The sequence below is a fragment of the Rhodoplanes roseus genome (assembly GCF_003258865.1).
Classification (GTDB): Bacteria; Pseudomonadota; Alphaproteobacteria; order Rhizobiales; family Xanthobacteraceae; genus Rhodoplanes; species Rhodoplanes roseus.
Genome location: NZ_NPEX01000040.1, coordinates 1 through 26,899, shown reverse-complemented (window position 1 = coordinate 26,899; position 26,899 = coordinate 1). Strand labels below are relative to the sequence as shown.

Below are 26,899 nucleotides of genomic sequence, written 5' to 3'. Positions count from 1 at the left end.
ACGTCACCGCGCCGGCAGCGTCGTCGCGCGGAGGTCGCGGGCCGTGACGCGGGCCGCCTCGGCCTCGGCGCGCAGGCGCGCGAGCTCGGCGGGGGCGAGGAGGGCCGGGTTGGCGTAGTCGCGCTTCCAGGCCGGGTCGGCGCTCCAGGCGAGCGGCGAGACGACGGTGGTGCGCGGGCCCGTGGCGGTCGCCAGCAGGTCGAGGGCGAGATCGAGGGTGAGGCGCTGCGACTCCGGGTCGTGCGGCCGGCCGGCGGCGTTGCCGAGCGGAAAGTCGCTGAACAGGAAGCGCGGCACGCCGCAATGCTCGACGATGTCGCGGGCGCAGCCCATCACCACGGTGGGGATGCCGTTCTGCTCCAGCAGCCGCGCGGCGAGCGACAGGCTCTGGTGGCACACCGGGCAGTTGGCGACCAGCACGGCCGCGTCGGTGCGGTCGGCGAAGCAGCGCTCGAACAGCTCGGCCGCGTCCAGCTCGGTCTGGCGGTGGCTGCGGTTGGTGGGAAAGCCGTGGAAGCGCGGCGCGAGGCGCAGCCGACCATCGGCCGCGGCCCGCCGCAGCAGCGGCAGCGGAAACCAGGTGCCGGAATCCTCCATGCTGGTGTGGCGGCGGTCGATGCCGACATGGGCGATGCGCACGTCGTGATCGAGCGCGGTGTCGCCCGAATAGACCGTGTAGAACTTGGCCGCCGCGTTGTAGGGCGCGCCCGGTCCCTGCGGACCCTTGTCGGGCTGATAGGGCGCCGCGGTCGTGACCAGCGTGACGCGCGACTGCGCCAGCGGCTGCAGGAGCGGCGTGAACGGCACGTCGTCGTGATGCGCCCAGACATAGGGCGTGTCGTAGCCGAGCGCGAGGTAATAGGCGCGGGTGCGCGCCATGTAGGGGATCGGCGCGGCGGGGTCGGTGTCGCCGATCGGGTCGGGGCTGGTCATGCGGTCGGGCTCGCTCGGTCGCCTGGCTTCGCCGGCGACGCGCGGGCGCGGCCGCCGGACTACTGGGTCGCCCGGATTGTGCGCCGCCATTCGCTCGGCGCGCAACCCATCCGCTGACGGAACATGTAGGTGAAGGCCGACGGCGTGCTGTAGCCGAGCTCCAGCGCGATCTCGGTGATGTTGTCGGTCGCGCCGAGCAGATCGATGGCGCGGAACACGCGCAGCCGGTTGCGCCACTCGCGCAGGCCGATGCCGACCTCGCGCTCGAAGCGGCGATGGATGGTGCGCGGCGAGGCGCCGAGCTCGCGGCCCCACGTCTCCACGTCGCGCTCGTCGGACGGATTGTCGAACAGCTCCTGACACATCTTCAGCAGCATCGGGCTCTGCGGCCAGGGCAGGTGGAAGCTCTCGCTCGGCAGCCGCCCGAGCTGGTCGAAGATCAGATTCTCGACGCGGTCGACGTAATCACTTTGCTCGCCGCGCCGGCCGAGCTCGGCGAGCTCGACGATCAGCGCCCGCATCAGCGGCGTCACCGAGAACACCAGGCTCTCGCGCGGCAGCCGTGCGGCGATGTCGTCGCGGATGTAGAGGCTGCGGAACTCGGCGTCCTGAAGGGCTCCGGTCATGTGGACGACGCCGGTCGGCACCCAATAGGCCTGCTCCGGGGAAATCACGTACCAGGCGTTCTCGATCGCGGCGAACAGCGTGCCGGACGTGGCGTACAGGAACTGATTCCAGGCGTGCGAATGGCGCGGGAACATGTGGCGCTTGGGCAGATGCTGCGAGCGCACGACGATGGGGCGCGGCAGCCCGTCCAGCTCGGGCACCCGCAGGTGAATCCAGTCGTCCGTTCTGATCGTCATGGCGGGGCCGTGAGATTGGCAGGTCGTCGATAGTTTCCGTCCTGATATCGAAGGCGCGCCGTGCCCTCAACGCTAACCTATACGGATCGCACTTCCACTTACCGGCCGTCGACCGCGGCGTCCGGCGCGCCGACGGCGCCAGCAGAACCTTGCATGTCAGGCTGAGACTCACCATCGCGTGCTCCGTAACTCTCCGTATCTCACGACAGTCGCCCCACCATCGGATGCTCGCGCGCACCGTCGGACACGACGGCGCCGGTCCGGCATCGCACCATTCCTCCGACGCGGGTTCGCGCTGCGGCCTCGCCCGAACGGCAGACCTTCCGAATGACCGAAGACCGAGCCACCCCCGCCCAGACCCGCACCGGACGCTTGCCTGCGTTGCTCGCCGCGACGATCAGGCGGCGGCGCACGCTGATCTTCGTCGTCATCGCATTCACGTACGTGATCTCGTATTTCCATCGGGCCGCCCCGGTGGTGGTCGGGCCCGTGATCGCCGGCGAGCTGGGCCTGAGCCCCTCCGAGCTCGGCCTGATGTCCTCGATGTACTTCTGGGCCTATGCGGCGGCGGTGTTTCCGTCGGGCCTGCTCTCCGACGGCTGGGGCGCGCGCAAGACCATCGCGGCCTTCGTGCTGCTCGCCGCCGTCGCGGGCCTCGCCTTCGCGTTCGCACAGAGCACCGGGACGCTGGCGGTGAGCCGCTTCGCCATCGGCCTCGGCGTCAGCGTGGTCTACGTGGCGGCGCTGCGCATCTTCTCCGACTGGTACAGCCCGAACGAACTCGCCACCTATTCGGGCCTGCTGCTCGCCTTCGGCAATATCGGCGCGCTGCTCTCCACCGCGCCGCTCACCGCCGCCATCGCGCTGGTCGGCTGGCGCGACGTGTTCACCATCGTCGCGGTGCTCACCGCCGTGGCGGCGCTGATCTCCTACCTGGTGATCGTCGACACGCCGGCCGAGCTGGAGAGGCGGGCGTCGCCGACGCCGGTGGCGGCGCCGGTCCGCATCGGGCCGTCCGGCGTCGCGATGCTGCGCGACGCGATCGTCGCGGTGCTGTCGGAGCGCCGCATCTATCTGCTCGGCGTGCTGGTGTTCTCGTTCTACGGCACCTTCATGGGCGTCGGCTCGCTGTGGGCCGGACCGTATCTGCACACGGTCTACGGCCTGTCCAAGCAGGAGGCCGGCCACATCCTCATGTTGTTCCCGCTCGGCATGACGATCGGTTGCCCGCTCGCCGGCTGGCTCTCCGACAAGGTGTTCGGCTCGCGCCGCACCGTGCTGCTCTACGGCGGCATCCTCCACGTGCTCGTCTACGTGCCGCTGGTGTTCTTCACCGGCGACATGAACGAGTGGGTGCTGGGCGCCGTGTTCCTCTGGTACGGCCTCTCCGGCGGCGCCTTCGTGGTCTGCTTCGCCGCCGCCAAGGAACTGTACGACCCGCGCTACGCCGGCGCGGCGGTCGGCGCCGTCACCATGTTCCTGCAATGCGGCGGCGCCTTCTATCAGTACGTGATCGGCGTCGTCGTCGGGCACCCGGGCCTGGTGGGCGCCGGCGCCGATCCGGTGGCGCTCTACTCGCGGGCCTTCGCGGCGCCGATGATCGGCCTCGCCCTCGGCCTCGTCCTCTTCGCCCGCTTCCGCGATGCGGCGGCTCTCGCTCCGCAGCGCACCTCGCCGTCCGTCCGCGACACGCCGGCCGCGGTGCCGGGCTTCCCGGTCGCCGAGCCGCGACCGGATCGCTGAAGGGGCCGGCCGCGCCCGCGGTCGGACCATCGTTTCGACGTTCAGATCGAGAAGGAGAACACCCATGAAGATCGTCAGTGTCGACGTGATGCAGATGCCGAGCGGCAATGCCGGGTCGTCGCGTGGTGACTGGTCGCCCGTGATCGTACGGGTGAACACCGACGAGGGCATCAGCGGCTACGGCGAGGTCGGCCTCGCCTACGGCAAGGGCTGGCGCGCCGGCTACGGCATGGTGCAGGACTTCGCCGAGGTGATCATCGGCGAGGATCCGCTCGCCATCGAGAAGATCTGGGAGACGATCTTCCGCAAGACCTTCTGGGGCATGGGCGGCGGGACGGTCGTCAACGCCGCGATCTCCGGCATCGACATCGCGCTGTGGGACCTCAAGGGCAAGGCCTTCGGCATGCCGGTGTGGCAGCTGATGGGCGGCAAGACCAACGACGACCTGCGCACCTATGCGAGCCAGCTCCAGTTCAACTGGGGTCCGAAGATCGACAAACAGGTGCTGATCACGCCGGAGGACTACGCCGAGGTGACGCGCGTCGCCATCGCCGACGGCTACGACGCCATCAAGGTCGATCCGATCATCTTCTCCGACCGGCCGGACGGCAAGGGGCCGTGGAAGATCACTGGACCGCTGGAGAACCGCGTCATCCGCACCGTCTACGACCGGATGGCGGCGATGCGCGAGGCCGGCGTCTCCATCTCCCCCCGCCTTGCGCCGTGCTGCTGCGATCCCGACATTCGTTGTGGGGCCAGTTTGGATTTGCTACAGACCACGCATGTCGTCGCAGCGCGCAGATTTTTCTCGAAGCGGACGGGCCGTGCGGCCCGCGCCGGTCGCGCGCGTCGTGCTCGATGATCATGCCCGGCTGCCCTGGCGCTTCTTCGGCCGGCTGACGGCGGCGGTCCTGGCCGGGCTTCGCGCCTGACGGCGCGCGTCACGCGCCCGATCTGCCGAACCGTCGTTCACGCATTCTCCAAAATCGCGAGACCCATCCGATGAAGCCGCGCACCCTCTACGACAAGATCTGGGACGACCACGTCGTCGACGAGCAGCCGGACGGCACCTGCCTGATCTATATCGATCGCCACCTCGTCCACGAGGTGACGAGCCCGCAGGCCTTCGAGGGCCTGCGCCTCAGCGGCCGCCCGGTGCGGGCGCCCGAGAAGACGCTGTGCGTCGTCGACCACAACGTGCCGACGACCGACCGCAGCAAGCCCAACGAGGATCCCGAGAGCGCTGCCCAAATCGCCTATCTGGCCGAGAACGCCGCGTATTTCGGCCTCGAATACTACAACGAGTTCGACAAGCGGCAGGGCATCGTCCACGTCATCGGCCCGGAGCAGGGCTTCACGCTGCCCGGCACCACCATCGTGTGCGGTGACAGCCACACGGCGACGCACGGCGCCTTCGGGGCGCTCGCCTACGGCATCGGCACGTCGGAGGTCGAGCACGTGCTCGCCACCCAGACGCTGATCCAGAAGAAGTCGAAGAACATGCTGGTGCAGGTGAACAACACCCTGCCGCCCGGCGTGACCGCCAAGGACATCATCCTGGCTGTGATCGGCGAGATCGGCACGGCCGGCGGCACCGGCTACGCCATCGAGTATGCCGGCGAGGCGATCCGCGCCCTCTCGATGGAGGGCCGCATGACCATCTGCAACATGTCGATCGAGGGCGGGGCCCGCGCCGGCATGGTGGCGCCGGACGAGAAGACCTACGCCTACCTGAAGGGCCGGCCGAAGGCCCCGACCGGCGAGGCGTGGGACCAGGCGGTGCGCTACTGGGAGACGCTGAAGTCCGACGAAGGCGCCCATTTCGATGCCGTCGTGACGCTCGACGCCCAGAAGCTGCCGCCGCTGGTCACCTGGGGCACCAGCCCCGAGCAGGTGGTGGCCATCAACGGCCGCGTGCCGGTGCCGGCCGAGATGGCCGACGAGAAGAAGCGGATCGCCGCCGAGGCGTCGCTGCGCTACATGGGCCTGGTCGGCGGCGAGAAGGTCACGGACGTCGCGGTGGACCGGGTGTTCATCGGCTCCTGCACCAACTCGCGCATCGAGGATCTCCGCGCCGTCGCCGCGCTGGTGAAGGGCAAGACCGTCAATCCGAAGGTCGTCGCCATGGTCGTCCCGGGCTCCGGCCTGGTGAAGGAGCAGGCCGAGGCCGAGGGCCTGCACGAGATCTTCAGGGCCGCCGGCTTCGACTGGCGCGAGCCGGGCTGCTCGATGTGCCTCGCCATGAACCCGGACAAGCTCCGCCCGGGCGAACGGTGCGCCTCGACCTCGAACCGCAACTTCGAGGGCCGCCAGGGCTACAAGGGCCGCACCCATCTGGTGTCGCCCATCATGGCCGCGGCGGCCGCGATCGAAGGCCACTTCGTCGACGTGCGCGACTGGAGCTGAGCGACCCGGTCCGGCCGACTGTCACGATCTTCAAGGGGCGCCCCACGGCGCCCCTTTTTTATCGCAATGGCGGTATGAGGCTGGGGGCCGCCGGAACTCGGGACGCTGTCGGCCGTTGCGGGAAAACGCCCGGCAGTTCCTCGCGCTGCGTCGACGGGCAGCATCGAGAAGCCGGAGCGGGAACCGCATGCCGATCGACGATCCCGCCGCGCCGGCGAGGCACACCTCGCGGGCACTCGATGCCTCCAACTTCTTCCTGGCGGATGTCCGTGACGGCCTCGGGCCGTATCTCGCCATCTACCTGCTGACCGAGCAGCGGTGGAACGAGGCGGATATCGGCCTCGTGATGTCGATCGCGACGATCGCCGGGCTGGCCGCCCAGACGCCGGCCGGCGCCCTCGTCGACGCGACGCGGGCCAAGCGGGCCGTCATGATCGTCGCCGCCGTCTTGGTGGCGGGCGCCTCGCTCACGCTGCCCTGGCTCTCCTCGTTCGGGCCGGTCGCCCTGTCGCAGGCGGTGGCGCACAGCGCTGGCGTGGTGTTCGGCCCCGCGCTCGCCGCCGTGACGCTGGGGATCGTGGGGCGGGCGGCGTTCTCGGCCCGGATCGGTCGCAACGAGGCGTTCAACCATGCCGGCAATGCCTTCGCCGCCGCCGCCGCCGGCGTCGCGGCCTATCGCTGGGGCCCTGGCGTGGTGTTCGTCCTGCTGGCCGCGATGGCGGTGGCCAGCATCCTCAGCGTGCTGGCAATCCCGGCCCGGGCCATCGACCACGATCGCGCCCGCGAGCTTCCCGAGCCGGGGCCGGGGCGGGACGGAGGCGCCCCCGACCACCCGTCCGGCCTGCGCGTGCTCCTGACCTGCCGGCCGCTCCTGGTCTTCGCCGCCTGCGTCGCGCTCTTTCACTTCGCCAATGCCGCGATGCTGCCGCTGGTCGGCCAGAAGCTCGCGCTACAGGACAAGAACCTGGGCACCAGCCTGATGTCGGCCTGCATCGTGGCGGCCCAGATCGTCATGGTGCCGGTCGCCATGCTGGTCGGCGCGAAGGCGGACGCCTGGGGCCGCAAGCCGCTGCTGATCGCCGCGCTTCTCGTGCTGCCGGTGCGCGCCGTGCTCTACACCCTGTCCGACCAGATGGCATGGCTGGTCGCCGTGCAGCTCCTCGACGGCGTCGGCGCCGGCATCTACGGTGCGCTGTTTCCGGTCGTGGTCGCCGACCTGATGCGCGGCACCGGTCGCTTCGGCATTGCCCAGAGCGCCGTCATCACGGCGCAGGGGATCGGCGCCGCGGCCTCGACCACGGTCGCCGGCCTGATCGTCGTGCACAGCGGGTTCAGCGCCGCCTTTCTGGCGCTCGGCGGCGTCGCTGCGGCCGGCGCCGTGCTGTGCGCGGTTGCGATGCCGGAGACCCGGGAGGTGCGCCCCGACGCCGCCGGGACGGCTGTCCCGGTCGCGACCCGCTGAGGGCCCGCGCGCCCACGTCAGCGTGCGGGTGTGCGGAGTTGCACGGACTGGCGGAACCCGAGGTCGGCGTGGAAGGATCAGCGTACCGTCGCATCAGGAGGCACCGCATGGAAGGTCGGTACTTCGAGCACAAGAGGATCGCCGAGATGCTGCGTGGCGCGCTGGCCGAGATGGCCGTGCTGTGCGCCCAGAAGTCGCCGACCGCCGAGACGGTCGAGCACGTCGAGCGCTGGACGCTGCGCTGGATCGACCTCGTGGAGGCGATGATCTGGAACGCCCCCTCCGGGACCGCCACGGACGAGCTGCGCGATGCGCTGGTCCAGCTCCGGGCGTTGGCGCCTGCCGTGCAGGCGCGTGTCCGTCCCGATGCACCCGCGGCCGCTCCGGCCTGAGCGACCTCACCGGGTCTTCATCGCCGCGATGCTCTGCTCGATGCGCGCTCCGGCCTCCTTGAGGGGCCGGACGACCTGCTCCATGAGCTTGCTGCGCGGCACCGCCGAGCGGAAATAGGTGAGGCCGAAGGTCGCCAGCACGCGGCCGTCGGCCATGATCGGGATCGCCGCGGTCGACGACGAGGTCGGCTCGGTGGCGGGATCGCGCTCGGCGAAGCCGCGCGCCCGCACGGTGCGCACCAGGGTCCGCACCACCGCATGCAGGTCGGGCGGGTGGTCCTCCGGATCCGTCGAGGTCTCCAGCATCTGCACCAGCAGATCGCGCTCCTCGCGCGGGCAGTAGGCCAGGTAGGCCCGCCCGAGTCCGCGCGAGATCAGGCTCAGCCGCATGTTGATGGTGGCGTGGAAGGGCGACACCGGGCTGTCCGGGATGGTGCTGAAGCGCACCGCCACGGCGTCCTTCACCAGCAGGGCGACCGAGACGGGCCACTTCAGCCGACGGGTGAGATCGATCGCCCAGGGGCGCGCCGCCTCGATCACCATCGGGGCGCCGTGGAAGCCGCTCGCCAGCGTCGTCACCTGCGAGGTGACCTGATAGCCGCCGAGCCGCTTGTCGCTGGCGACGTAGCCGTCGGCGATCAGCGTCTCCAGCAGCCGCACGATGGTCGGCTTGGGCAGGCCGGTGCGGGCGTGCAGATCCGCGACGGTGGCGACGCGCTGCTTGTTCAGCTCGCTGAGCAGCACGAAGGCGCGCCGTACGGACTGCACCGGAGGGAAGGAGGGCATCGGGAGCCTTGTCGCGGGCCGGACGCGGCGTCCCGATCCGGACCCGCGCGGCTGGCGACCGGAATAGACTATCCCGGGCCCGCCGTGACAAGCGCCGGATCGACGATCAGCACCACCTTGCCGATCTGCTCGCCGGCTTCGAGCATGGCGTGCGCCGCCGCCACATCGGCGAGCGGCACGGTGGCGTGGATGCGGGTCCGGATGCTGCCCTCGGCGAGCCGCGGCCAGACGTCCTCGACGAGCGCACGCGCGATGCGGCCCTTGTAGACGGGCGGCCGCGGCCGCAGCGTCGAGCCGGTCAGCGTCAGCCGGCGGCGGACGATGTCGCGCACGTTCACCTCGGCCATGGCGCCCAGATGGCTGGCGATCAGCACGACACGGCCGTCCGGTGCGAGCAGGCCGAGCTCCTTGTCGGTGTAGGGTCCGGCCTGGCCGTCCAGCACCACGTCGACGCCACGTCCCTGCGTCAGCTCCCGCACCCGCACCGAAAAGTCCTCGGCCCGGTAGTCGATCGCGGCGTCGGCGCCGTACTCCAGGCACACCCGGCACTTCTCGGCCGAGCCGGCGGTGGCGAGCACGACGGAGCCGCGCAGCACCTTGGCGATCTGGATGGCCGCCAGGCCGACCCCGCTGGTGCCGCCCTGCACCAGCAGCGACTCGCCCTCGGCCAGCCGGCCCAGCATGATCACGTTGTTCCAGGCCGTGAAGAACACCTCGGGCAGCGAGGCCGCCTCGACGAAGCCGAAGCCTTTCGGGACCGGCATGCATTGCACGGCCGGCACGGCGCACAGCTCGGCATAGCCGCCGCCATTGGCGAGAGCGCAGACCGCCATGCCGACCGGCGGCCACAGCACGCCGACGGCGGTGCGCACGACGACCCCGGCGACATCGAGCCCGAGGATCGGCGAGGCCTCGGGCGGCGGCGGGTAGAGGCCCTTGCGCTGCTGGACGTCCGGCCGGTTGACGCCGGCCGCGGCGACCCGGATCAGGACCTCGCCGGGCCGCAGCTCCGGCTCGGGCGCCTCGGCCAGCACCATGGTGTCCGGCCCGCCGGTGCCCAGGACCTCGATCCGCTTCATCGCTTCAGCCTTCCGCCGGGACGGGATAGTCGGCGGCGTTGAGCACCATGCCGGGCTTCTTGGAGAAGTCCATCCGCGGCGGCGCGAACACGTCGAGCAGCCAGGAGCGCTTCGGCCCCACATTGTTGCTCGTATGGACCACCTTGGCCGGGATCACGGTAACGGAAGGAGCGCCGATGGTCACGTGCTCGTCGTCGCGCCACGTCGTCTGGTCGGGCGTCCACGGCCAGCGCAGATGGTGCACGTAGTCGCCCTCCAGCACCACCGAGCACTGCTCGAAGTCGTCGTGCGAGTGCGGGCTCAGCTTCGTCGGGTCGCGCGGCCCGTCGCGCCGCGTCATCACGTTGACCATCAGGTTGGTCGAGCGGAAGATCCGCATGTTGGTCTCGGGCTTCTCGTAGGCGAGCGGCACGTATTGGCGCAGCCGAAAGCCGTCCGGCGGCGTCGGCCACGGCACGATCGGCGCGCATTCGGGGGCGCCGTCGGCATAGACGCCGGCGTTGCAGGCGCGCGCGGCGAGATCCCCGGCACGCGGCGAGAAGACGCGGACGACGCGGGCGTCGCTGGCCGCCGTCACCCGGCTGGCGCCGGGCGGCACGATGGTCAGCGTCTCGGCGGCCGCGACGATGCTCTCGTCCCCGGCCTGGATGGTCGCGGCTCCGGCCGCCATGAACACCATGTACTCGTCCGGCTGCTCGTCACGCGCCAGCACGGTGCCTGCCGTCACGTCCGAGACGGCGATGACCAGATTGGCGCCGCGGGTGATCCAGGTTTTCGCTCCCGGTGCCTCAAGGTCGGGCGGAGTGGTGGAGTGGTCGGCGTAGCTCGCGGGTCTCGGCAGCATGTCTCGATGTCTCTTGGTGGGTGCGGGCGCGGCGCTCAGACGGCCGGTGTAGCGAGCCCGCCGATCTCGGCGAGCGCCTTGGCGGCGGCGTTGCGCAAGAATCCCTGGTCGGAGGAGACCACGAAGGCCGAGGCGCCGCGGTCCTTCAGCCAAGTCGCCTCCGGAAGTCCGCCGACGAACACGGCGACCGGCTTGCCGGCCTTTTGGGCCGCCGCCGCGATCCTGTCGACCGCGTCGCGCACCTCCGGCGCGTCGTTCTTGGCCGCGCCCATGGCGCAGGTGAGGTCGCCGCGGCCGATGAACAGCGCGTCGATACCCTCCACGGCCGCGATGGCGTCGATCTCGTCGAGCGCCTCCGGATCCTCGATCTGGGCGATCATCGTGACGGCGGCGTCGCAGGCGTCGATGGTCGCCCACATCTTGCCGGCGCCGTAGCCGGCCGAGCGCGGCGAGCCCGAATAGCCGCGCCTGCCGCCGCGATAGCGGCAGGCGGCCGCGGCGGCGCGCGCCATGTCGGCGCTCGCCACGTGCGGCACCAGCACGCCGGTGGCCCCGAGATCCAGCACCGAGAGCAGGTGCGACGGCTCGGCGCTGGCGACCCGCACCAGGCCCGCCGTGCCGCTCGCCCGGGCGGCGAACAGCGCCACGTCGATGGCGGCGCGGTCGAACGGCGCGTGCTCCTCGTCGACCACGACGAAGTCGAAGCCGAGCGCGCCGAGGATCTCGGTCGCGTGCAGCGTCGGCGTCTTCAGGAAAGTGCCGACCAGATGCTCGCGAGCGGCGAGGCGCTTCCGGAAGCTGCCGTCCGGGGCGGGAGGAATGGTCATCTGTTCGGATCCTGTTCCGCTCACGCCGCCTTGGCCGGGGCGTTGTCGCCGATGCCGGCGAGCCGCATCGCGTTGGACGAGACCATGCGGCGCACCTCGTCCGGCGTGTAGCCGAGCGACAGGCAGGTGCGGATGATCTGCTTCATGCCCTCGACCGGCGACGGGCAGTTGGCCTGGCCGAGATCGGAGCCGAAGAAGGTGTTGTCGACGCCGGCCGTGTCGATCCACTCCTTGAGCTGCTCGGGCGTGTAGACCTTGAAGCGGCAGTCGATGTAGAGGCAGGCCGAGTGCTCGATCATCACGCCGAGATCGAGCAGGCGCTTCACGTCCTTGGGCGCCGCACCGACCGTGTAGGGCGGGTGGTTGACCAGGAGCCGCTTGCAGCCGCGGCGCTTCGCCTCCTCGAACAGCACCCAGGCCTCGCTGATGTGGAGATGGCCGCAGGACAGCACCGCGTCGTGCTGGGCGATCAGATCCAGGATCGGCTTGATCTCCTCCTTCAGCTCGCCGTGCTCGTCGACGGCCGACAGCGCGGTGGGGCGCCGCATCTCGGACTTGGCCACCAGCAGCTTCTTGTTGTGGCCCTCGCGGATGTGGTTCGCCGCCGACACGGTCGGCATCCACACGATGCGGGTGCCGAGCTTGAGCGCATGCTCGACCGCGTAGACGTTGAAGCCGCCGAGCGCATTGTTGAGCACGATGCCGCCGAGCGGCTCGGCGCCGCCCTTGTGCTTGTTGCGCAGCATGTCGGCGATCGGCGCCGTCGGATAGTAGTGGTCCTTGAACAGCAGCGCCCGCATGCCGGCCGCCGAGGCCTGCTCCAGCGCGTCCATGTGGTCGACCAGCCGCGCCATCACGGACGGGCCGCTGTGGACGTGCAGGTCGACGGCGCCCTTCGTCAGGTCGTCGACGAGGGTGTCCGAGATCGGGGCGGTCGCGGCGGACATGGATCGTTCCTTTTCTTGATCGCGCTGCATGCTGGCCGGCTGCGGGGCCGGCGATGTCGCGCTGCACAGCGGTTCGTCACTGGACGGTGCCTCGCTGTCGAGCCGCAGCGAGAGGTCTGATCCCGACATTACGAAATGCGCCGGCCGGTCCGGAGACTAATCGCGCCGATTTCGCCTGGTGAAACGTGCCCAGAAAGCAGTCGCGGCGCCTGCGTTCTGCGCCTAGCGTCGCCTCGATCGCGGAACAGAATACGCGCACCGCGGCGCAGCCACCCCCCGGAGAGACGCATCATGGATCACCGAGTGTCGCGCCGTCTGGCCCTCGCGGCGGCTGCCGCTGCCCTCCTCGCGCCCGTACTCGGCGGATCCGGGACGGCGGTCGCACAGGGCTGGCCGAGCCGGCCCGTCACGCTGGTGGTGCCGTTCCCGGCCGGCGGCAACACCGACATCCTGGCGCGTGCCGTGGCGGCGGCGCTGAGCGACGGGCTGGGCAAGCAGTTCATCGTCGACAATCGCGCCGGTGCGGGCGGCAATATCGGCGGCACCGCGGTCGCCAAGGCGCAGCCCGACGGCTACACGCTGCTGTTCTCGACGCCCGGCCCGGTGGCGCAGAACCGGCTGATGTACAAGGCGATGCCCTACGATCCCGATCGCGATCTCCTGCCGATCGTGCTGATCGCCAACTCGCCCCTGATCGTCACCGCGAAGAAAGGCGCGCCCTACGGCTCGCTCGCCGAGCTGATCGCGGCCGCCAAGGCGGCGCCCGGCAAGGTCAATGCGGGCATTCCGGGGCAGGGCACGCTGGGCCACATCACCTCGGAGCTCCTCCAGTCGAGCGCCAAGGTGCAGTTCACCAACGTGCCCTATCGCGGCACCACGCCGATCATCACGGACCTGCTCGGCGGCCAGATCGACGTCGCCATGGACTTCATGTCGAGCTACGTGCCGCTGGTGAAGGAGGGCACCATCAAGGCGCTCGCCATCACGGGCGCCAAGCGCAGCGCCCTGCTGCCCGACGTGCCGACCGTGATCGAGACCGGCGTCGCGAATTTCGAGGCCTCCGCCTGGTACTCCCTGCTGGGGCCGGCCGGCACGCCCGCCGAGGTGGTCCAGAAGGCCAACGGCGTCGTCAACGCCTGGCTGAAGACCGACAAGGCCAAGGAGGTGCTCGCCTCCATGTCGATGGAGCCGAACGGCGGGACGCCCGAGGAGCTGAAGGCCTACATCGCCTCCGAGGTCGCCAAGTGGGGCCCGGTCATCAAGGGCGCCGGCATCCAGTTCTGAGGCCGGCAGGCCGCGACATTTCGGCCGGGCGGTTTCGAGCCGACCCCGCGCGGCCGGGATGCAGAGCACGCCTATCGCGACACTGTGGCCGGCGTGCTCGTTGCACGGACCTCTCGGTCGTCGTTGTCCGCGCAGGCGGACGACCCAGTATTCAGCGGACCGCGTTGCTTCAGTCGAGAGGCTGCGGCGTACTGGGTGCTCCGCCTCACGAGGGCTTTGCATCATTGGTCATCCCGGGGCGCGGACGAAGTCCGCGAGCCCGGGATCCATACGCCCGGCGCCGATGCTCACGACAGACAGGGGTTATGGGTCCCGGGCTCGGGGCTGGCGCGCCGCCCCAGGACGACGGAGAGGTTATGCAAGGCCCTCGCCTTCGCGGAGCACGATCGAGGATGGGGATCCGCCTCGCTGAAATCCTCGTCAGCGTCCGGCTTGGGCCCGCTCCGCGTTCAGCCTTGCGAGAATCTCCGGCAGCTTCGCCTTCGCATCGCGCGCCAGATCCTCGTAGAGGCTCCGCCCGTGCGCGTCGATGGCGACGGTGAGCGGGCCGAAGCCGGACAGCCGCACCCGGGTGAGCCGGAACTGCATGATCAGGTCGTCCCACGCGGTCTCGACGATCGCGGTGACGCCTTCGGAGAGCAGCGGCGAGGCGCCGCCCATCATCGAGAAGTAGACGCAGCCGACCTCCTGCATGGCGCGGGCGCACTCCATGTCGAGGCCGCCCTTGCCGGCCGTCGCGCTGAGGCCGAACCGCCGGATCAGGGTCGGCAGGTACGGATTGAAGCGCGTCGAGGTGGTCGGGTTGACGTAGAGCGGCTCGGCGCCGCCGGCCGGCGTCTCGCGGCTGCACACCGACAGATGGAAGAACGCCGCGCCGGTGAGATCGAAAGGCAGCGGCTTCTCCTCGGCGATCTGCGCCATGATGCGCTGATGCGTCGGCATGCCGATCGTCACGATCGCCTCGCCGTCGAGCCGCACCACGTCGCCGAGCGCCAGGTTCCGGGCATCGGCACGCGACAGGGGAACGGTCAGGCGGGGCAGGTCCAGGTCGGCGTCGCGTCCGGCTTCGCTCATGGTCGGGCTCATTTGGTCGTGCTCACTCACAACGCTCGATCACGCCGGAATTGTAGAGGCGGGCGCGGGTGCGGCGGTTGATCCAGCAGTTGAAGCAGACCGCGACCGGCGTGTAGCCGTGGCCGCTGGCATAATCGATGTGGACGCCCAGCGCCGTGGTGTCGCCGCCCGTGCCCATCGGCCCGAAGCCCGTGCTGTTGATGGCGACCAGCAGGCGGCGTTCCATCTCGGCCAGGATCGGCTCCGGATTGGGGGTCCCGAACGGCCGCAGCGTCGCCTTGGAGGCGAGCTTGGCGGCGATGTCGAAGGTGCCGCCGATGCCGATGCCGACCACCACGGGCGGGCAGGGCTGGGAGCCGGCCTTCAGCACGCAGTCCATCACGTGCCGCTCGATCGTCTCCAGCGAGGGCGACACGAAGGTCTCGATCGAGGCCCAGCGCCCGGTGCCGAGCGCCTTCGGCGAGCAGATCATCTCGACATAGTCGGCACCGCTGACCACGTCCCAGGTGACCAGCGGCATGTCCTTGCCGGCGAAGCTGCGCTGGTTGGTCAGCGGATTGGTGACGAATTTCAGGATCGGCGGCTCGGCCGTGGCGCAGAGCTGCGCGAAACCGTCGACGATGGCCTGCTTGATGTCGCCGTCGATGCGCGCGGCCGTGCCGATCCTCACGTCGTAGCTCGGCACGCCCGCGTCGGTGCAGAGATACTTGTCGTCGGTGCGGGCCCGCTCGGACGCGGTCAGCATGAAGCGCAGCACCTTGCGGGCGGACTCGACCGTCTCGGTGTCGAGCGACGCGCGCAGCGCCGCGACGGCATCGTCCGGCACGGTCCTGAGCGACCAGGCATAGAGATCGGCCGTCGCGGTCCGCACGGCGTCGTAGGTAATGGCCATTCCTCGTGGTCTCCACTGGCGTGGGCCGTTCTCCGCGGCCCGACGGATCCGATCATTGGCACGAATCGCGCCGCCCGGATGGAGCTTTCAGTCGGTGTTTCGTGTCGCGAAATGGCGGGCTGACGCGACCGGAACACCCCTCGCGGGTGCCGAGCGCCCGGCGCATGACTGCGGCGCGTCTTGCGCAAGTCTCGAAAAGGATGACGGAAATCTCAGCCGCGCGCCTCCGGCGAGTAAGGTTGATGTAAGTCGCTCGGGCTACAAAGAGGACACGAGAAGCCCTCCAAGGGGCCACAGCACGTGCCGGTGCGTCTGGTCGTCGTCGGTCTCCCGTCGTTCGTTCAGGCACCGTTCAGGCGTCGGCAACGACATGAGAGTGTCGCAGCGTCATCGATCACGACCGGCCGCAGCGCGGCGGCCGGGAGGCACGAGCGAAATAAAACAAGGCCGCCAGGCCGGCAGGGAGGACGAGGGTGAATTTGAACGGGTCTGGAGTGCGATCGATGAGTCGAGCGCTGGGCTGGCGGGCTCAGGCCGTCGCGGTTCTACTGATCCTGGGTGTCGGCGCCGGTGGCGCGACGACGTGGATCAGCAGCCAGCACGGCGGCAAGAAGCTGATCACGGAGCCGGCGCCGATCGCGGCGCATGACGGGCGCCACTATCGCCCGAAGGACTCCGAGTGGAACACCCTCTCGGTCCGCCCGGTGACGTCGCACGCCTTCACGCCCGAATACGTGACGGAAGGCAAGATTCAGGTGAACGAGGATCGGTCGACGCCGATCTTCTCGCCTTATGCGGGCCGGGTGACGCGCCTGTTCGCCAAGGCGGGCGACATGATCCAGCCGGGCCAGTCGCTGTTCGTCGTCGAGGCGACCGACATGGTGCAGTCGCAGAACGACTTCATCGGCGCCGTGACGGCGATGAACAAGGCGAAGTCCGCGCTCGAGCTCGCCCGCATCACCGACAAGCGCGCCCGCGACCTCTACGACGCCAAGGCGACGCCGCTGAAGGACGTGCAGCAGGCGCAGGCCGCGCTGATCGCGGCCCAGAACGACATGCGCTCGGCCGAGACGGCGCTGGAGGCGGCGCGCAACCGGCTGCGCATCCTCGGCCGCAGCGACGCCGACATCGAGCAGTTCGGCTCCACCGGCCGGATCAATCCCGACACCCCCGTCTTCGCCCCGATCGGCGGCACCGTGGTGCAGCGCAAGATCGGCCCCGGCCAGTATGTCGGTGCCGGCGCTGCCGATCCGGTCTTCGTGGTCGGCGACCTGACCGCCGTGTGGCTCACCGCCTATGTGCGCGAGAGCGACATCGGCAAGGTGCGGCTCGGCCAGCCGGTCAGCTTCACGGTGCTGGCCTATCCGGAGCGCGTGTTCACCGGCGCGGTCGACTATGTCGGCGCCGCGGTCGATCCGACCACCCGCCGCCTCACCGTGCGGGCCTCGATCGACAACGGCGAGGGCCTGCTGAAGCCCGAGATGTTCGCCAATGTGACGCTGCGCAGCACCGAGGACGTGATGGCGGCCGCGGTGCCGCGCGAGGCGCTGGTCTACGAGGGCAGCCGGGTGCGGGCCTGGGTGGCGCGCGACGACCGCAGCATCGAGCTGCGCGATCTGAAGGTCGGCGGCACCGACGGCCGCATGGTCGAGGTGGTCTCCGGGGTGTCCTCGGGCGAGCAGATCGTCACCCGTGGCAGCCTGTTCATCGATCGTCTCGCCAGCGGAAACTGATCCAGCCCCTCCCGACCCGCCGGCAGCCCCCCGCCATGTCCCACGTGCTCGCGCTCACGCTCCGCCATCGTGTCCTGATGGTGGTCCTGTTCGTGCTGACGCTGATCGGCGGCGTGTTCGCCTTCCGCCAGCTCAACATCGAGGCCTATCCGGATCCGACGCCGCCGATGGTGACGGTGATCACCCAGAGCGCCGGCCTCTCGGCCGAGGAGATCGAGCGCTACATCACCATCCCGATCGAGGCGCAGGTCGCCGGCATCAAGAACCTGCGCAACATCCGCACCGTCTCGCTCTACGGATTGTCGACCGTCAGCCTGCAGTTCACCTTCGATTACTCCTACGACGAGGCGCTGCAGCAGGTGCTGAACCGGCTCGGCTCCCTCGCCCCCTTGCCGAACAGCGCGCAGCCGCAGATCAGCCCGATCAGCCCGATCGGCGAGATCTTCCGCTACAAGCTGGCCGGCCCGCCCGGCTACAGCGTGCTCGACCTGAAGACGCTGCAGGACTGGGTGCTGCAGCGGCGCTTCCGCATGGTGCCGGGCGTCGTCGACGTCACCGGCTGGGGCGGCAAGACCAAGACGTTCGAGCTCGAGGTCGACCTCGGCAAGCTCCTGTCCTACGGCCTCACCCTGCCGCAGCTCATCCAGGCGCTCGGCAACAGCAACGTCAATGTCGGCGGCAACACGGTCGAGATCGGCACCCAGGCCGCGGTGGTGCGCGGCGTCGGCCTGATCCGCTCGATCGAGGACGTCGGCTCGACCATGATCGCCCAGAGCGGCGGCAGTCCGGTTCTGGTCCGCGACGTCGCCGCCGTGAAGGTCGGCCACCAGCCGCGGCTCGGCATCGCCGGCCAGGACGAGGAGGACGACATCGTCCAGGGCATCGTGCTGATGCGCCGGGGCGAGCAGAGCATGCCGACCATCCGCAAGGTCGAGGCCGAGGTGGAGTCGATCAATTCCTCGGGCATCCTGCCGCCCGGCGTGAAGATCGAGCGCATCTACGACCGCAAGGATCTGATCGAGGTCACCACCCACACGGTGCTGCACAACATGGTGGTGGGGATCGGCCTGATCTTCCTGCTGCAATGGGTGTTCATCGGCAATCTGCGCAGCGCCCTGATCGTCGGCGCGACGATCCCGTTCGCGCTGTTCTTCGCGGTCGGCATCCTGGTCATTCGAGGCGAGTCCGCGAACCTCCTGTCGGTCGGCGCCATCGACTTCGGCCTGATCGTCGACGCCACCGTGATCATGGTGGAGGCGGTGTTCCGCCGGCTCGGGCACGCGCCGGAGGGGCGCCGCCCGGTCATGTCCGGCCCGGGCGCCGGGCTCGCCGGCAAGCTCGGCGAGATCTATCTGGCCGGCACCGGCGTCGGCCGCTCGATCTTCTTCTCGGCCGGCATCATCATGGCGGCCTTCCTGCCGCTGTTCACGCTGTCCGGCGTCGAGGGCCACATCTTCGGCCCGATGGCCAAGACCTACGCCTATGCGCTCGCCGGCGGCCTGATCGCGACCTTCACGGTGGCGCCGGCGCTCTCCGCGCTGCTGCTGCCCGAGCAGGTGAACGAGACCGAGACGCGCCTCGTGCGCTTCCTCTCCGCCCTCTACATGCCGGTGCTGCGCTTCGCGCTGTCGCACCGCGCCATCGTGATGGCGGTCGCCGGCATGCTGCTGGTGTTCGCGCTGATCGCGGTCCGCATGCTCGGCCTCGAGTTCCTGCCGAAGCTCGAGGAGGGCAATCTCTGGATCCGTGCGACGCTGCCCTCGACGATCTCGCTCGAGGAGGGCAACACCTACGTCAACCGCATGCGGCGGCTGGTGCGCGGCTTCCCCGAGGTCGAGACGGTCGTCTCGCAGCAGGGCCGTCCCGACGACGGCACCGATCCGGCCGGCTTCTTCAACGCCGAGCTGTTCGCGCCGCTCAAGCCGGTCGACCAGTGGCGCAAGGGCGTCGACAAGGATTCGCTGACGGCCGAGATCCTCGCGAAGCTGACCGAGGAGTTCCCCGGCGTCGAGTTCAACTTCTCCCAGTATCTCCAGGACAACGTCGCCGAGGCGGTGTCGGGCGTGAAGGGCGAGAACTCGATCAAGGTGTTCGGCAACGATTTGCGCGTGCTCACCGACACGGCGAACCGCATCCGCGGCACGCTGGAGACGGTGCCGGGCGTCGCCGATCTCGCCGTGTTCACGTCGCTCGGCCAGCCGACCATCCAGATCGACGTCGACCGCGCCCGTGCGGCCCGCTACGGCCTCACGCCGGGCGACGTCAACGCCACCATCAAGGCGGCGATCGGCGGCGAGAGCGCCGGCAATCTCTACGAGCCGTCGAGCGACCGCTTCTTCCCGATCGTCGTGCGGCTGGCGCCGCGATATCGCCAGACCCCGGAGGCGATCCAGAACCTGCGCATCGGCGTGCAGGGGCCGGGCGGCACCAGCCAGATCCCGCTCTCCGAGGTGGCGACCGTGAAGCTCGTCTCGGGAGCGGCCTACATCTATCGCGAGAACCAGCAGCGCTATCTGCCGGTGAAGTTCTCGGTGCGCGAGCGCGACCTCGGCGGCGCCATCGGCGAGGCGCAGGCGAAGATCGGCGCACAGGTCGCGCTGCCGCCCGGCTCGCGGCTCGAATGGGTCGGTGAGTTCGGCAATCTCCAGGGCGCCATCGAGCGGCTGCAGATCGCCGTGCCGGCCGCCCTCGCGCTGATGGCGATGCTGCTGTTCCTGAACTTCGGCTCGATCGTCGACACGCTGCTGACCATGAGCGTGATCCCGCTCGCCGTGATCGGCGGCGTGCTGGCCCTGTTCGTCACCGGCACCCCGTTCAGCGTCTCGGCGGCGATCGGCTTCGTCGCGCTGTTCGGCATCGCCGTGATGGACGGGATCATCATCGTGTCGCAGTACAACACGCTGATCGACGCCGGCCTCGGCCGCCGCAAGGCGCTGTTGCGCACCGGCGCGCTGCAGATGCGGCCCGTGCTGATGACCTGCATCATCGCCGGGATCGGCCTGCTGCCGGCGGCGATCTCCACCGGCATCGGCTCTCAGGTGCAGCGTCCGCTCGCCGTCGTCGTGGTCGGCGGCATGGCGTTGGCGCCGGTCCTGATCCTGATCACGCTGCCGGTGCTGATCTCGCTGTTCTCGCGCCGCGTCCGCGCTCCCGCCATGGTCGCCGCGCCACAATCGCTCGCGGACGGTGTGCCGGCGGAGTAGCGGGCCGCGTCAGTCGTCGGACGCCGGCGGCCGTTTCGGCACGGCGCGGGACAGCACCTCGCGGCGCAACTCGGCCGGAACCACCTTCCCCATCGCGTTCCGCGGAATTGCATCCAGCCGGTGGATCGCCACCGGCTTGGCGAAACGCCGGACCTCGGTGCAGCTCCTGGCGATCTGGATGTCGTCGATCGGACCGGACGCGACGACGGCGACATGCAGCTCCGGCAGCCCGAGCGCGCCGTCGACGGCGATCACTCCGGCGTCCTGCACCCCGGGGCATCGCAGGATGCGCCGCACGAGAGAGTCGGCGGCGAGCTTGTCGCCGCCAAAATTGATGACGTCGTCGATGCGTCCGCTGACCACCAGCGTCCCGTCGTCGAGGACACGTCCGAAGTCGCCCGGGAAGAACGCGGCCGAGGGCGAGACGGTCGTCATGCCCCGCTCGAAGGGCGCCGCCATGCCGAGCGCGCGGACCCGCAAGGATCCCTCCTGGCCGGTCGGCAACGGATCGCCCGTGTCGTCGCAGGCGTCGACCCTGGCCCATGGGACGATGAAGCCGGCGGCACCCTCGATCTTCATGGTGGCGAGCGCCTCGGCCGTGGCGATGGCGGTCGTTCCGGCTTCCGTCGACGCGTATGAGTTGAGCACGGGAACCGGAAGCACGGTGCGAAGCCTGTGCAGAAGACTGTCGGACAGGAACGCGCCGCTGCACTGGATCTCCCGCAGGGTCGCCAGTCCGCCGCGGCTGCGCGTCTGCTCGTCGATCAGGTCGACGAGCTGGTTCGGTGAGAAGAGCGCAAGATCGGCGCCGCAGAAGCTCATCACGGCGACGGCGGTCGCCGCGCTCTCGGCGAAGCACAGCATCTTTCCGTAGGCGAGCGCCGTCGAGGCGATCACGAAGCCGAATTGCGAGCGCAGCGTCGGGCCGCAGAAGATGCGTTGCGATGCGGCGAGGCTTCCGCGCAACGAGTAGGCGGTGATGCGGTCCCACAGGATCTCGGGACTCATGGCGATCGGTTTCGGCGCCCCGGTCGTGCCCGATGACAGCACCACGCGGCAGACGTCGCGGGCGCCGAACGGCACGACCGGCGCCGCCGGCTGACCGGGCTGCGCCGCGAACCAGCCGGCATCGACCTGGATGGCGGCGCCGATGAAACCGCCCGGACGGTCCTTGTCGTACAGGATGGCGGCGAAGCCGAGCGGCAGGCCGCCCTCCGACGGCTCGATCGAGGTGCTGATCACGCCGAGCCGGTGCAGCGCACAGACCAGGCAGACGTGCCAGACCGGGTCCCTGACCGCCAGGCCGACCACGGTTCCGGCTTGCAGGCCCGCTTGCGCACACCGTGCGGCCGCCGCCAGGATCGCCTCCGCGAGCCGACCGTAGGTCAGGATGCCGCCCTCGGTCGCGATCGCGGGGCGATGGGAGTCCCATCGCGTCTGAAACAGGATCGCATCGACATGAGACGGGCACGTCACGCCCGGGCTGGTGGCCAAATCCGCACGCATCCCCGGCTCCGCAGTCGCTGGTCCTACAGGCGGCATCCCGGACTGCTCTTCATGAACGATCTCTCGCGCAGTGGTAGCACAGTCCTGGGATTTGGTGTCGCCGCGATCGCACCGGTTCGAAACGGCAAGGGCGAAGATTAGTCTGCGCCTAATAAGCAAAGCATAGATCGGCGCAACTTCGCCCGCGGCTCTGTATCAAGACCCTTCCCCTCGAAGAACTTGTCATGCATAGGCGATCTGGTTCGTCGCGACGGACGGTGGCTCTGAACCGGCTCGCCCTCCGCGACGACACAGAGTGTGATCACACGCATCGAGGCACCGGCATTCGCTGCGTGTCTCGGGCCTGGGACGCGGGGTCGGAATGACGCTGTCACGTCGTGACGTTCTGTCGTCCGGAACTTTGGCCGGGGCCGGCCTGCTGTGCGGGTCGCTGCCCGCTCCGGCACAGGCCTATCCGGATCGCCCGATCCGGATCGTCGTCGGCTTCGGCCAGGGTGGTCCCACCGACGTCGCGGCCCGTATGCTGGCCGACCAGCTCGGCAGCGTCCTGGGCACCACCGTGATCGTCGAGAACCGGCCGGGCGCGTCCGGCAACATCGCGACCCAGGCGGTCGCGCGCGCCCCGGCCGACGGCTACACGTTCCTGATCGGCGCGCTGCCGATCGCCGTCAACCAGTGGCTGTTTCCGGACTTCACCGTCAAGTTCGGCACCGACATCGTCGCGGTCGCACCGATCGGGGCGACCACCAATCTGCTGGTGGTCAGCCCGGGGCTGGGGGTGAAGACGCTCGACGCGTTCACGGCGCTGGCCCGGTCGAAGCCCGGCACCGTCACCTATGCGACGCTCGGCCGGGGGTCGTCGTCGCATCTCGCCGGCGTCGCGTTCGACCTGCAGGCCGGCACCGAGATGCTGGCGGTCGCCTATCACGGCAACAGCGAGGCCACCCAGGGGCTCGTCGGCGGGCACGTGATGGCGTGGTTCGCGCCGGCGCCGTCGGTCGCCGCGCTGGTGCGCAGCGGCCAGCTCGTCGCCATCGGGGCCACCGGGCCGTCGCGGATCGCCTCCCTGCCGGAGGTGCCGACGCTCGCCGACTCCGGCCTGCCCGGCTTCGACGTGCGGCTGTGGGTCGGGCTGTTCGCGGCCGCCGGCATTCCGGCCGAGCGCATGGCGGTGTTCGACCGCGCCCTCGACCAGGCGCTGCCTTCGGCCCAGATGAAAGGCGCGCTCGAGCGCCAGAGCATCGAGCCGCTGGCGGTGGGGCGGGCCGGCTTCCACGATTTCGTCGTGGCCGAGATCGCCCGCTGGAAGCCGGTGGTCGCCGCGCTGCGCTGAGGCTCGGCTCGGCTCGGCTCAGTGCATCACGCCGGACGGCGGCCCGGCCGACGGCGTCGCCAGAACCTCCCGGCGGAGCTGCTCGCGCATGATCTTGCCGGTGCTGTTGCGCGGGATCGCGCTGACGCGGTGGATCGCGCTCGGCTTGGCGAGCGACGAGAGCTCGGCGCAGCGCCGCGCCACGTCGGCCTCGTCGACGCTGCCGTCGGCGACGATCGCGACGACGATCTGGGGCAGGCCGGACGGACCCGGCACGGCCAGCACGGCCGCGTCGCGCACGCCCTTGCAGCGCATCACCTGCCGGTCGAGCCACTCGGCCGCCAGCTTGGTGCCGCCGATATTGATCACGTCGTTGGTGCGGCCGCTGACCACCAGCATGCCGTTGTCCAGCACGCGGCCGTAGTCGCCGGGCATGAACGCCGCCATCGGCTCGACCGTCTTGAGGCCGCTCCGGAAGGGCGCCGCCATGCCCAGCGCCCGCACCCGCAGATTGCCGTCCTGACCGCGCGGCAGCACGCGGCCGGCGTCGTCGCAGGCCTCCACCTCGGCCCACGGCACCAGGAAGCCGACCGAGCCTTCGCCGCGCAGGAGGCCGAGCTTCTCGACCGCGCCGAGCGCCGCCGTGCCGGCCTCGGTCGAGGCATAGGTGTTGAGGATCGGCACCGGCAGGAAGGCCCGCACCCGGTTGAGGAGCGCCTCCGAGATGGTCGAGCCGCCGGCCTGGATCTCGCGCAGCGAGCCGAGCCCGCCGAAGCTGCGCTCCTGCATGTCGGTGATGTCGCCGAGCTGCTGCACCGAGAGGACCGCGAGGTCGATGCCGTAGAAGCTCATCACCGGGGTCGCGGTGGCGGCGTTGTCGGCGAAGGCGACCATCTTGCCGTAGGAGAGCGCCGTGAAGGCGACCGCGAAGGCGAAATGCGAGCGCAGCGTCGGGCCGCAGAAGATGCGCTGCGCCGCCGCGAAGCCGCCCCGCATCGTGTAGGTGGTGAAGCGGTCCCACAGGATCTCGGGGCTCATGGCGATCGGCTTCGGCTCGCCCGTGGTGCCGGACGACAGGGCGACGCGGCAGACGTCGCGCGCCCCGAACGGCACGGCCGGCGCCGCGGTCTGGGTCGGCTGCGCCGCGAACCAGCCCGGATCGACCTGGATGGCGGCGCCGATGAAGCCGGCCGGGCGGACCTTGTCGTACAGGATGGCGGCGAAGCCGAGCGGCAGGCCGCCCTCCGCCGCCTCGATCGAAGCGCTGATCACGCCCAGCCGATGCAGCGCGCAGATCAGGCAGACGTGCCAGACCGGGTCCTTGACGACCAGGCCGACCACGGTCCCGGCCTGCAGGCCGGCCTGCGCACAGCGCGCTGCCGCCGCCAGGATCGCCTCCGCCAGCTGGCCGTAGGTCAGCACCCCCGCCTCGGTGCCGATCGCCGGCCGATGGGCGTCCCATTTCGCCTGGAACAGGATGCTGTCGACATAGGACGGGCACTTCACGCCCGCGCTGGTGGTCAAGTCCGCACGCATTCCTGGCTCCGCCGTCGTGGGTCGGCCGACATGGACCATGTCGGACCGTGTCCCTTCATGAACGATCTTTTCGGGAAGTGGTAGCAGGTCCCCGCATTGGGTCGCCGCCGGCGCGGGGCCGGTTCAGGGAGACGCCCGCAGCCCCGCGCGGAGGTCGTTTGGTTGACCGACGCAGGATTGAAGGTGCGACCCGGCGCGTGCGGCTGCGCCGAAAAAATGCTCCCGCGCCGGCAGGTCTCAACCAAACATAAGGGAAAGACGTTCATTTGTTCAGGATGCGATGAAGGTCGAAGACCTCGCGGCGCGCCCCAAGTCAGTCGAGAGCCTATGGAAGTCCCAGCGACGCGCGGATCGGACCTTCCAGGAGTGGGCACCGGTCGAGACTCGACGACGTCCCTGTCAGCGCTTCACTTCCAAACGTTCTGTCGAATCGCCCGCGCCGTGTTCGACGTTCCGGCGGCCGCCGTGTGCATCGGCAGCGACCCGTTCGGTTGCATCGACCTCGCCGCCTCCGAAGATCGGGAGGCATGGGCGTTCGCGACCTCCGCGGCCGGACACCTGGGCATCGCAGGGCCGATGCTGTGGGTCGAGGACACCCTGGATGATGCGGCGTGGGCCGGGCGTTCCTACGTGACGGGAGCACCGAAGCTGCGCTTCATCGCCAGCATGCCGTTCGGTCCGGCCGGGATCGGCCGGCTCTCCCTCTTCGATACGCGCGCTCGCGCCGCGTCGCTCGACGGTTTCCAGCGACTGGAAGACCTCGGGACGATCGCCGGGCAGCAGGTGAGCCTGGTGAAAGCCGCACGGGCGGCGGCGGACCGGGAGGCCGAGTTCCGCCTGCTCGCCGAAACCTCGACCGACACCATCGTCCGCGGTGATCTCGAGGGGGTCCGGCTCTACGTGTCGCCCTCGGTGAAGGCGCTCCTCGGTTACGACCCGGGGGACCTCGTCGGGCGCAAGGCGGTCGAGCTGACCCACCCGGACGACCTGCCGGCCTTCTGGTCTCTCATGAACGATGTTCGTGCCGGACGCCTGGACGTCGCCGTCAGCGAGCAGCGCCAGCGTCACCGGGACGGCTCGTGGGTGTGGATGGAGGCGTCGCTCCGGCTCACCTACGACACCGAGACCGGACAGCCGAACGGGTATGTCGCATCGGTCCGCGACATCGGCCGGCGCAAGGAGCTGGAAGCGCGGCTGGCGCGGCTCGCCACCTCCGACGAGCTCACCGGCCTGCCGAACCGGATGCTGTTCGCCCAGCGCCTGCTCGACGCGGTCGACCAGACACGGCGCACCGGCTGCTGCTTCGCCGTCCTCTACATGGACATCGACGGCTTCAAGCCGGTGAACGACAGCCTCGGACATCAGGCGGGCGACGCCGTCCTCCGCGAGATGGCGACGCGCGTCCGGTCGGTGCTGCGGACCGACGACACCGTCGCGCGCCTCGGCGGCGACGAGTTCGCCTTCATCCTGAGGGTGAACCGGGCCGGGGCGACCGATGTGGCGCAGCGCCTGATCGCCGTGGCGGAGAGGCCGTTCCGGTACGGCGACACGGACATTCTGGTCGGGCTCAGCATCGGCATCGCCTGTGCGCCGGACGATGGATTGCACCCGGACGATCTCCTGACCCGTGCCGATCGGGCTCTCTACCGCGCCAAGGCCGCCGGAAAGAACACGTTCTGCTGCTTCGACGAGCCGCCGCCGCGCGGGTGATGGATCCGCAAGGTAAGGTCGTGAACGGAGAAAGGGCAGGTCCGACGCGAGTGGATCGGCGCCCGAAACTGGCCCGGGCTGCGAGCATCCGGCCCGGCCCCGCGAAACCAGCGTTCTGGTGCCGCAAGAGGGATTCGAACCCCCGACCCCATCATTACGAATGATGTGCTCTACCAGCTGAGCTATTGCGGCGACGCGGCTCCCTGATACTGGGATGCGTGAGGCTTGGCAAGGGAGCGCTGTGGGTCGGCGGAGAGGGCGGCCGGACCCCGGGCGCCGGCCGCGGGGCTGCTGCGCCGAACGCCTACCGGACGGGTGCCGCGGCATCGGCGTCCGCCAGCGGGCTCCCGGCCGCCGGGCTCCCGGC

21 protein-coding genes and 1 tRNA gene are annotated in these 26,899 nt (G+C 70.0%); 10 read left to right on the top strand and 12 right to left on the bottom strand.

Translation table 11 applies throughout. The annotated features are described in order from the left end of the window. Positions 1-3: 3 nt before the first annotated feature. Positions 4-933 (bottom strand): glycine reductase, encoded by a 930-nt coding sequence (locus CH341_RS08470; RefSeq protein ID WP_111418601.1) that lies wholly within the window; start codon positions 931-933, stop codon positions 4-6. A gap of 59 nt (positions 934-992) precedes the next feature. Further along, entirely contained in the window at positions 993-1,796 is an 804-nt protein-coding gene (locus CH341_RS08465; protein WP_111418600.1) for an AraC family transcriptional regulator, read from the bottom strand. Positions 1,797-2,123: 327 nt separating this feature from the next. Between CH341_RS08465 and CH341_RS08460 the strand changes: the two genes are divergently transcribed. The 5 genes from CH341_RS08460 (at position 2,124) to CH341_RS08440 (ending at position 7,799) form a co-directional block, all read left to right on the top strand. Next, complete coding sequence (locus tag CH341_RS08460) at positions 2,124-3,539, top strand: MFS transporter (RefSeq protein ID WP_111418599.1); 1,416 nt, start codon at positions 2,124-2,126, stop codon at positions 3,537-3,539. Positions 3,540-3,603: 64 nt separating this feature from the next. Next, a complete protein-coding gene (locus CH341_RS08455) occupies positions 3,604-4,401 on the top strand; it encodes an enolase-like domain-containing protein (protein ID WP_210208213.1) in 798 nt (265 codons plus the stop codon). A 140-nt stretch (positions 4,402-4,541) separates the two neighbouring features. Continuing rightward, positions 4,542-5,945 (top strand): 3-isopropylmalate dehydratase large subunit, encoded by a 1,404-nt coding sequence (gene leuC / locus CH341_RS08450; protein WP_111418598.1) that lies wholly within the window; start codon positions 4,542-4,544, stop codon positions 5,943-5,945. Between the two features lie 187 nt (positions 5,946-6,132). After that, positions 6,133-7,407, top strand: a complete 1,275-nt coding sequence (locus CH341_RS08445; protein ID WP_111418597.1) for an MFS transporter — start codon at positions 6,133-6,135, stop codon at positions 7,405-7,407. Between the two features lie 107 nt (positions 7,408-7,514). Continuing rightward, complete coding sequence (locus tag CH341_RS08440; protein WP_111418596.1) at positions 7,515-7,799, top strand: hypothetical protein; 285 nt, start codon at positions 7,515-7,517, stop codon at positions 7,797-7,799. 6 nt (positions 7,800-7,805) lie between these two features. Here the strand turns inward: CH341_RS08440 and CH341_RS08435 are convergent, their stop codons facing one another. The 5 genes from CH341_RS08435 to CH341_RS08415 all read right to left on the bottom strand — a co-directional run bounded on the left by CH341_RS08435 (position 7,806) and on the right by CH341_RS08415 (position 12,282). Then, positions 7,806-8,585 (bottom strand): DNA-binding transcriptional regulator, encoded by a 780-nt coding sequence (locus CH341_RS08435; RefSeq protein ID WP_111418595.1) that lies wholly within the window; start codon positions 8,583-8,585, stop codon positions 7,806-7,808. Between the two features lie 68 nt (positions 8,586-8,653). Then, a complete protein-coding gene (locus CH341_RS08430) occupies positions 8,654-9,664 on the bottom strand; it encodes an NAD(P)H-quinone oxidoreductase (RefSeq protein WP_111418594.1) in 1,011 nt (336 codons plus the stop codon). A gap of 4 nt (positions 9,665-9,668) precedes the next feature. Further along, complete coding sequence (locus tag CH341_RS08425) at positions 9,669-10,508, bottom strand: cupin domain-containing protein (protein WP_111418593.1); 840 nt, start codon at positions 10,506-10,508, stop codon at positions 9,669-9,671. Positions 10,509-10,543: 35 nt separating this feature from the next. Then, positions 10,544-11,335, bottom strand: coding sequence for an HpcH/HpaI aldolase family protein (locus tag CH341_RS08420; protein ID WP_111418592.1), 792 nt, complete (start codon positions 11,333-11,335; stop codon positions 10,544-10,546). Positions 11,336-11,355: 20 nt separating this feature from the next. Further along, entirely contained in the window at positions 11,356-12,282 is a 927-nt protein-coding gene (locus CH341_RS08415; protein ID WP_111418591.1) for a DUF6282 family protein, read from the bottom strand. Positions 12,283-12,573: 291 nt separating this feature from the next. Between CH341_RS08415 and CH341_RS08410 the strand changes: the two genes are divergently transcribed. Next, positions 12,574-13,566 carry a Bug family tripartite tricarboxylate transporter substrate binding protein gene (locus CH341_RS08410; protein ID WP_170149532.1) on the top strand — a complete coding sequence of 331 codons (993 nt, stop codon included), beginning with the start codon at positions 12,574-12,576 and terminating at the stop codon, positions 13,564-13,566. Between the two features lie 420 nt (positions 13,567-13,986). Here CH341_RS08410 and CH341_RS08405 read toward each other — a convergent pair whose 3' ends face one another. Continuing rightward, a complete protein-coding gene (locus CH341_RS08405) occupies positions 13,987-14,652 on the bottom strand; it encodes a fumarate hydratase C-terminal domain-containing protein (RefSeq protein ID WP_425376157.1) in 666 nt (221 codons plus the stop codon). A gap of 10 nt (positions 14,653-14,662) precedes the next feature. After that, entirely contained in the window at positions 14,663-15,532 is an 870-nt protein-coding gene (locus CH341_RS08400; protein WP_111418589.1) for a fumarate hydratase, read from the bottom strand. Positions 15,533-16,035: 503 nt separating this feature from the next. Between CH341_RS08400 and CH341_RS08395 the strand changes: the two genes are divergently transcribed. Next, positions 16,036-17,265 (top strand): efflux RND transporter periplasmic adaptor subunit, encoded by a 1,230-nt coding sequence (locus tag CH341_RS08395; RefSeq protein WP_111418588.1) that lies wholly within the window; start codon positions 16,036-16,038, stop codon positions 17,263-17,265. Positions 17,266-17,300: 35 nt separating this feature from the next. Beyond that, entirely contained in the window at positions 17,301-20,468 is a 3,168-nt protein-coding gene (locus tag CH341_RS08390) for an efflux RND transporter permease subunit (RefSeq protein ID WP_111418587.1), read from the top strand. A 9-nt stretch (positions 20,469-20,477) separates the two neighbouring features. Here CH341_RS08390 and CH341_RS08385 read toward each other — a convergent pair whose 3' ends face one another. After that, positions 20,478-21,974 (bottom strand): AMP-binding protein, encoded by a 1,497-nt coding sequence (locus CH341_RS08385; protein WP_170149531.1) that lies wholly within the window; start codon positions 21,972-21,974, stop codon positions 20,478-20,480. Between the two features lie 361 nt (positions 21,975-22,335). On the opposite strand from CH341_RS08385, the gene CH341_RS08380 reads away from it, so the two are divergent. Continuing rightward, on the top strand, positions 22,336-23,307 hold the full coding sequence (locus CH341_RS08380) for a Bug family tripartite tricarboxylate transporter substrate binding protein (RefSeq protein ID WP_111418585.1): 972 nt from the start codon (positions 22,336-22,338) through the stop codon (positions 23,305-23,307). A gap of 18 nt (positions 23,308-23,325) precedes the next feature. On the opposite strand, the gene CH341_RS08375 is transcribed toward CH341_RS08380, so the two are convergent. Further along, complete coding sequence (locus tag CH341_RS08375; RefSeq protein ID WP_170149530.1) at positions 23,326-24,822, bottom strand: class I adenylate-forming enzyme family protein; 1,497 nt, start codon at positions 24,820-24,822, stop codon at positions 23,326-23,328. Positions 24,823-24,984: 162 nt separating this feature from the next. Here CH341_RS08375 and CH341_RS08370 point away from each other — a divergent pair, with 162 nt between their 5' ends. After that, the gene (locus CH341_RS08370) at positions 24,985-26,532 is read left to right on the top strand and encodes a diguanylate cyclase domain-containing protein (RefSeq protein WP_170149529.1); all 1,548 of its coding nucleotides are present in this window, start codon (positions 24,985-24,987) and stop codon (positions 26,530-26,532) included. Between the two features lie 116 nt (positions 26,533-26,648). On the opposite strand, the gene CH341_RS08365 is transcribed toward CH341_RS08370, so the two are convergent. Next, positions 26,649-26,724: transfer RNA gene (locus CH341_RS08365), tRNA-Thr, on the bottom strand. Positions 26,725-26,899: the final 175 nt, after the last annotated feature.

Bases quoted from the DNA above. Each gene is read 5' to 3' on its own strand.
- CH341_RS08405 (WP_425376157.1), bottom strand. From the start codon at position 14,652: ATGAGCCCGACCATGAGCGAAGCCGGACGCGACGCCGACCTGGACCTG.
- CH341_RS08430 (WP_111418594.1), bottom strand. From the start codon at position 9,664: ATGAAGCGGATCGAGGTCCTGGGCACCGGCGGGCCGGACACCATGGTG.
- CH341_RS08415 (WP_111418591.1), bottom strand. From the start codon at position 12,282: ATGTCCGCCGCGACCGCCCCGATCTCGGACACCCTCGTCGACGACCTG.
- CH341_RS08435 (WP_111418595.1), bottom strand. From the start codon at position 8,585: ATGCCCTCCTTCCCTCCGGTGCAGTCCGTACGGCGCGCCTTCGTGCTG.
- CH341_RS08385 (WP_170149531.1), bottom strand. From the start codon at position 21,974: ATGCGTGCGGATTTGGCCACCAGCCCGGGCGTGACGTGCCCGTCTCAT.
- CH341_RS08470 (WP_111418601.1), bottom strand. From the start codon at position 933: ATGACCAGCCCCGACCCGATCGGCGACACCGACCCCGCCGCGCCGATC.
- CH341_RS08455 (WP_210208213.1), top strand. From the start codon at position 3,604: ATGAAGATCGTCAGTGTCGACGTGATGCAGATGCCGAGCGGCAATGCC.
- CH341_RS08465 (WP_111418600.1), bottom strand. From the start codon at position 1,796: ATGACGATCAGAACGGACGACTGGATTCACCTGCGGGTGCCCGAGCTG.
- CH341_RS08375 (WP_170149530.1), bottom strand. From the start codon at position 24,822: ATGCGTGCGGACTTGACCACCAGCGCGGGCGTGAAGTGCCCGTCCTAT.
- CH341_RS08420 (WP_111418592.1), bottom strand. From the start codon at position 11,335: ATGACCATTCCTCCCGCCCCGGACGGCAGCTTCCGGAAGCGCCTCGCC.
- CH341_RS08440 (WP_111418596.1), top strand. From the start codon at position 7,515: ATGGAAGGTCGGTACTTCGAGCACAAGAGGATCGCCGAGATGCTGCGT.
- CH341_RS08400 (WP_111418589.1), bottom strand. From the start codon at position 15,532: ATGGCCATTACCTACGACGCCGTGCGGACCGCGACGGCCGATCTCTAT.
- CH341_RS08380 (WP_111418585.1), top strand. From the start codon at position 22,336: ATGACGCTGTCACGTCGTGACGTTCTGTCGTCCGGAACTTTGGCCGGG.
- CH341_RS08395 (WP_111418588.1), top strand. From the start codon at position 16,036: ATGAGTCGAGCGCTGGGCTGGCGGGCTCAGGCCGTCGCGGTTCTACTG.
- leuC (WP_111418598.1), top strand. From the start codon at position 4,542: ATGAAGCCGCGCACCCTCTACGACAAGATCTGGGACGACCACGTCGTC.
- CH341_RS08460 (WP_111418599.1), top strand. From the start codon at position 2,124: ATGACCGAAGACCGAGCCACCCCCGCCCAGACCCGCACCGGACGCTTG.
- CH341_RS08445 (WP_111418597.1), top strand. From the start codon at position 6,133: ATGCCGATCGACGATCCCGCCGCGCCGGCGAGGCACACCTCGCGGGCA.
- CH341_RS08425 (WP_111418593.1), bottom strand. From the start codon at position 10,508: ATGCTGCCGAGACCCGCGAGCTACGCCGACCACTCCACCACTCCGCCC.
- CH341_RS08410 (WP_170149532.1), top strand. From the start codon at position 12,574: ATGGATCACCGAGTGTCGCGCCGTCTGGCCCTCGCGGCGGCTGCCGCT.
- CH341_RS08390 (WP_111418587.1), top strand. From the start codon at position 17,301: ATGTCCCACGTGCTCGCGCTCACGCTCCGCCATCGTGTCCTGATGGTG.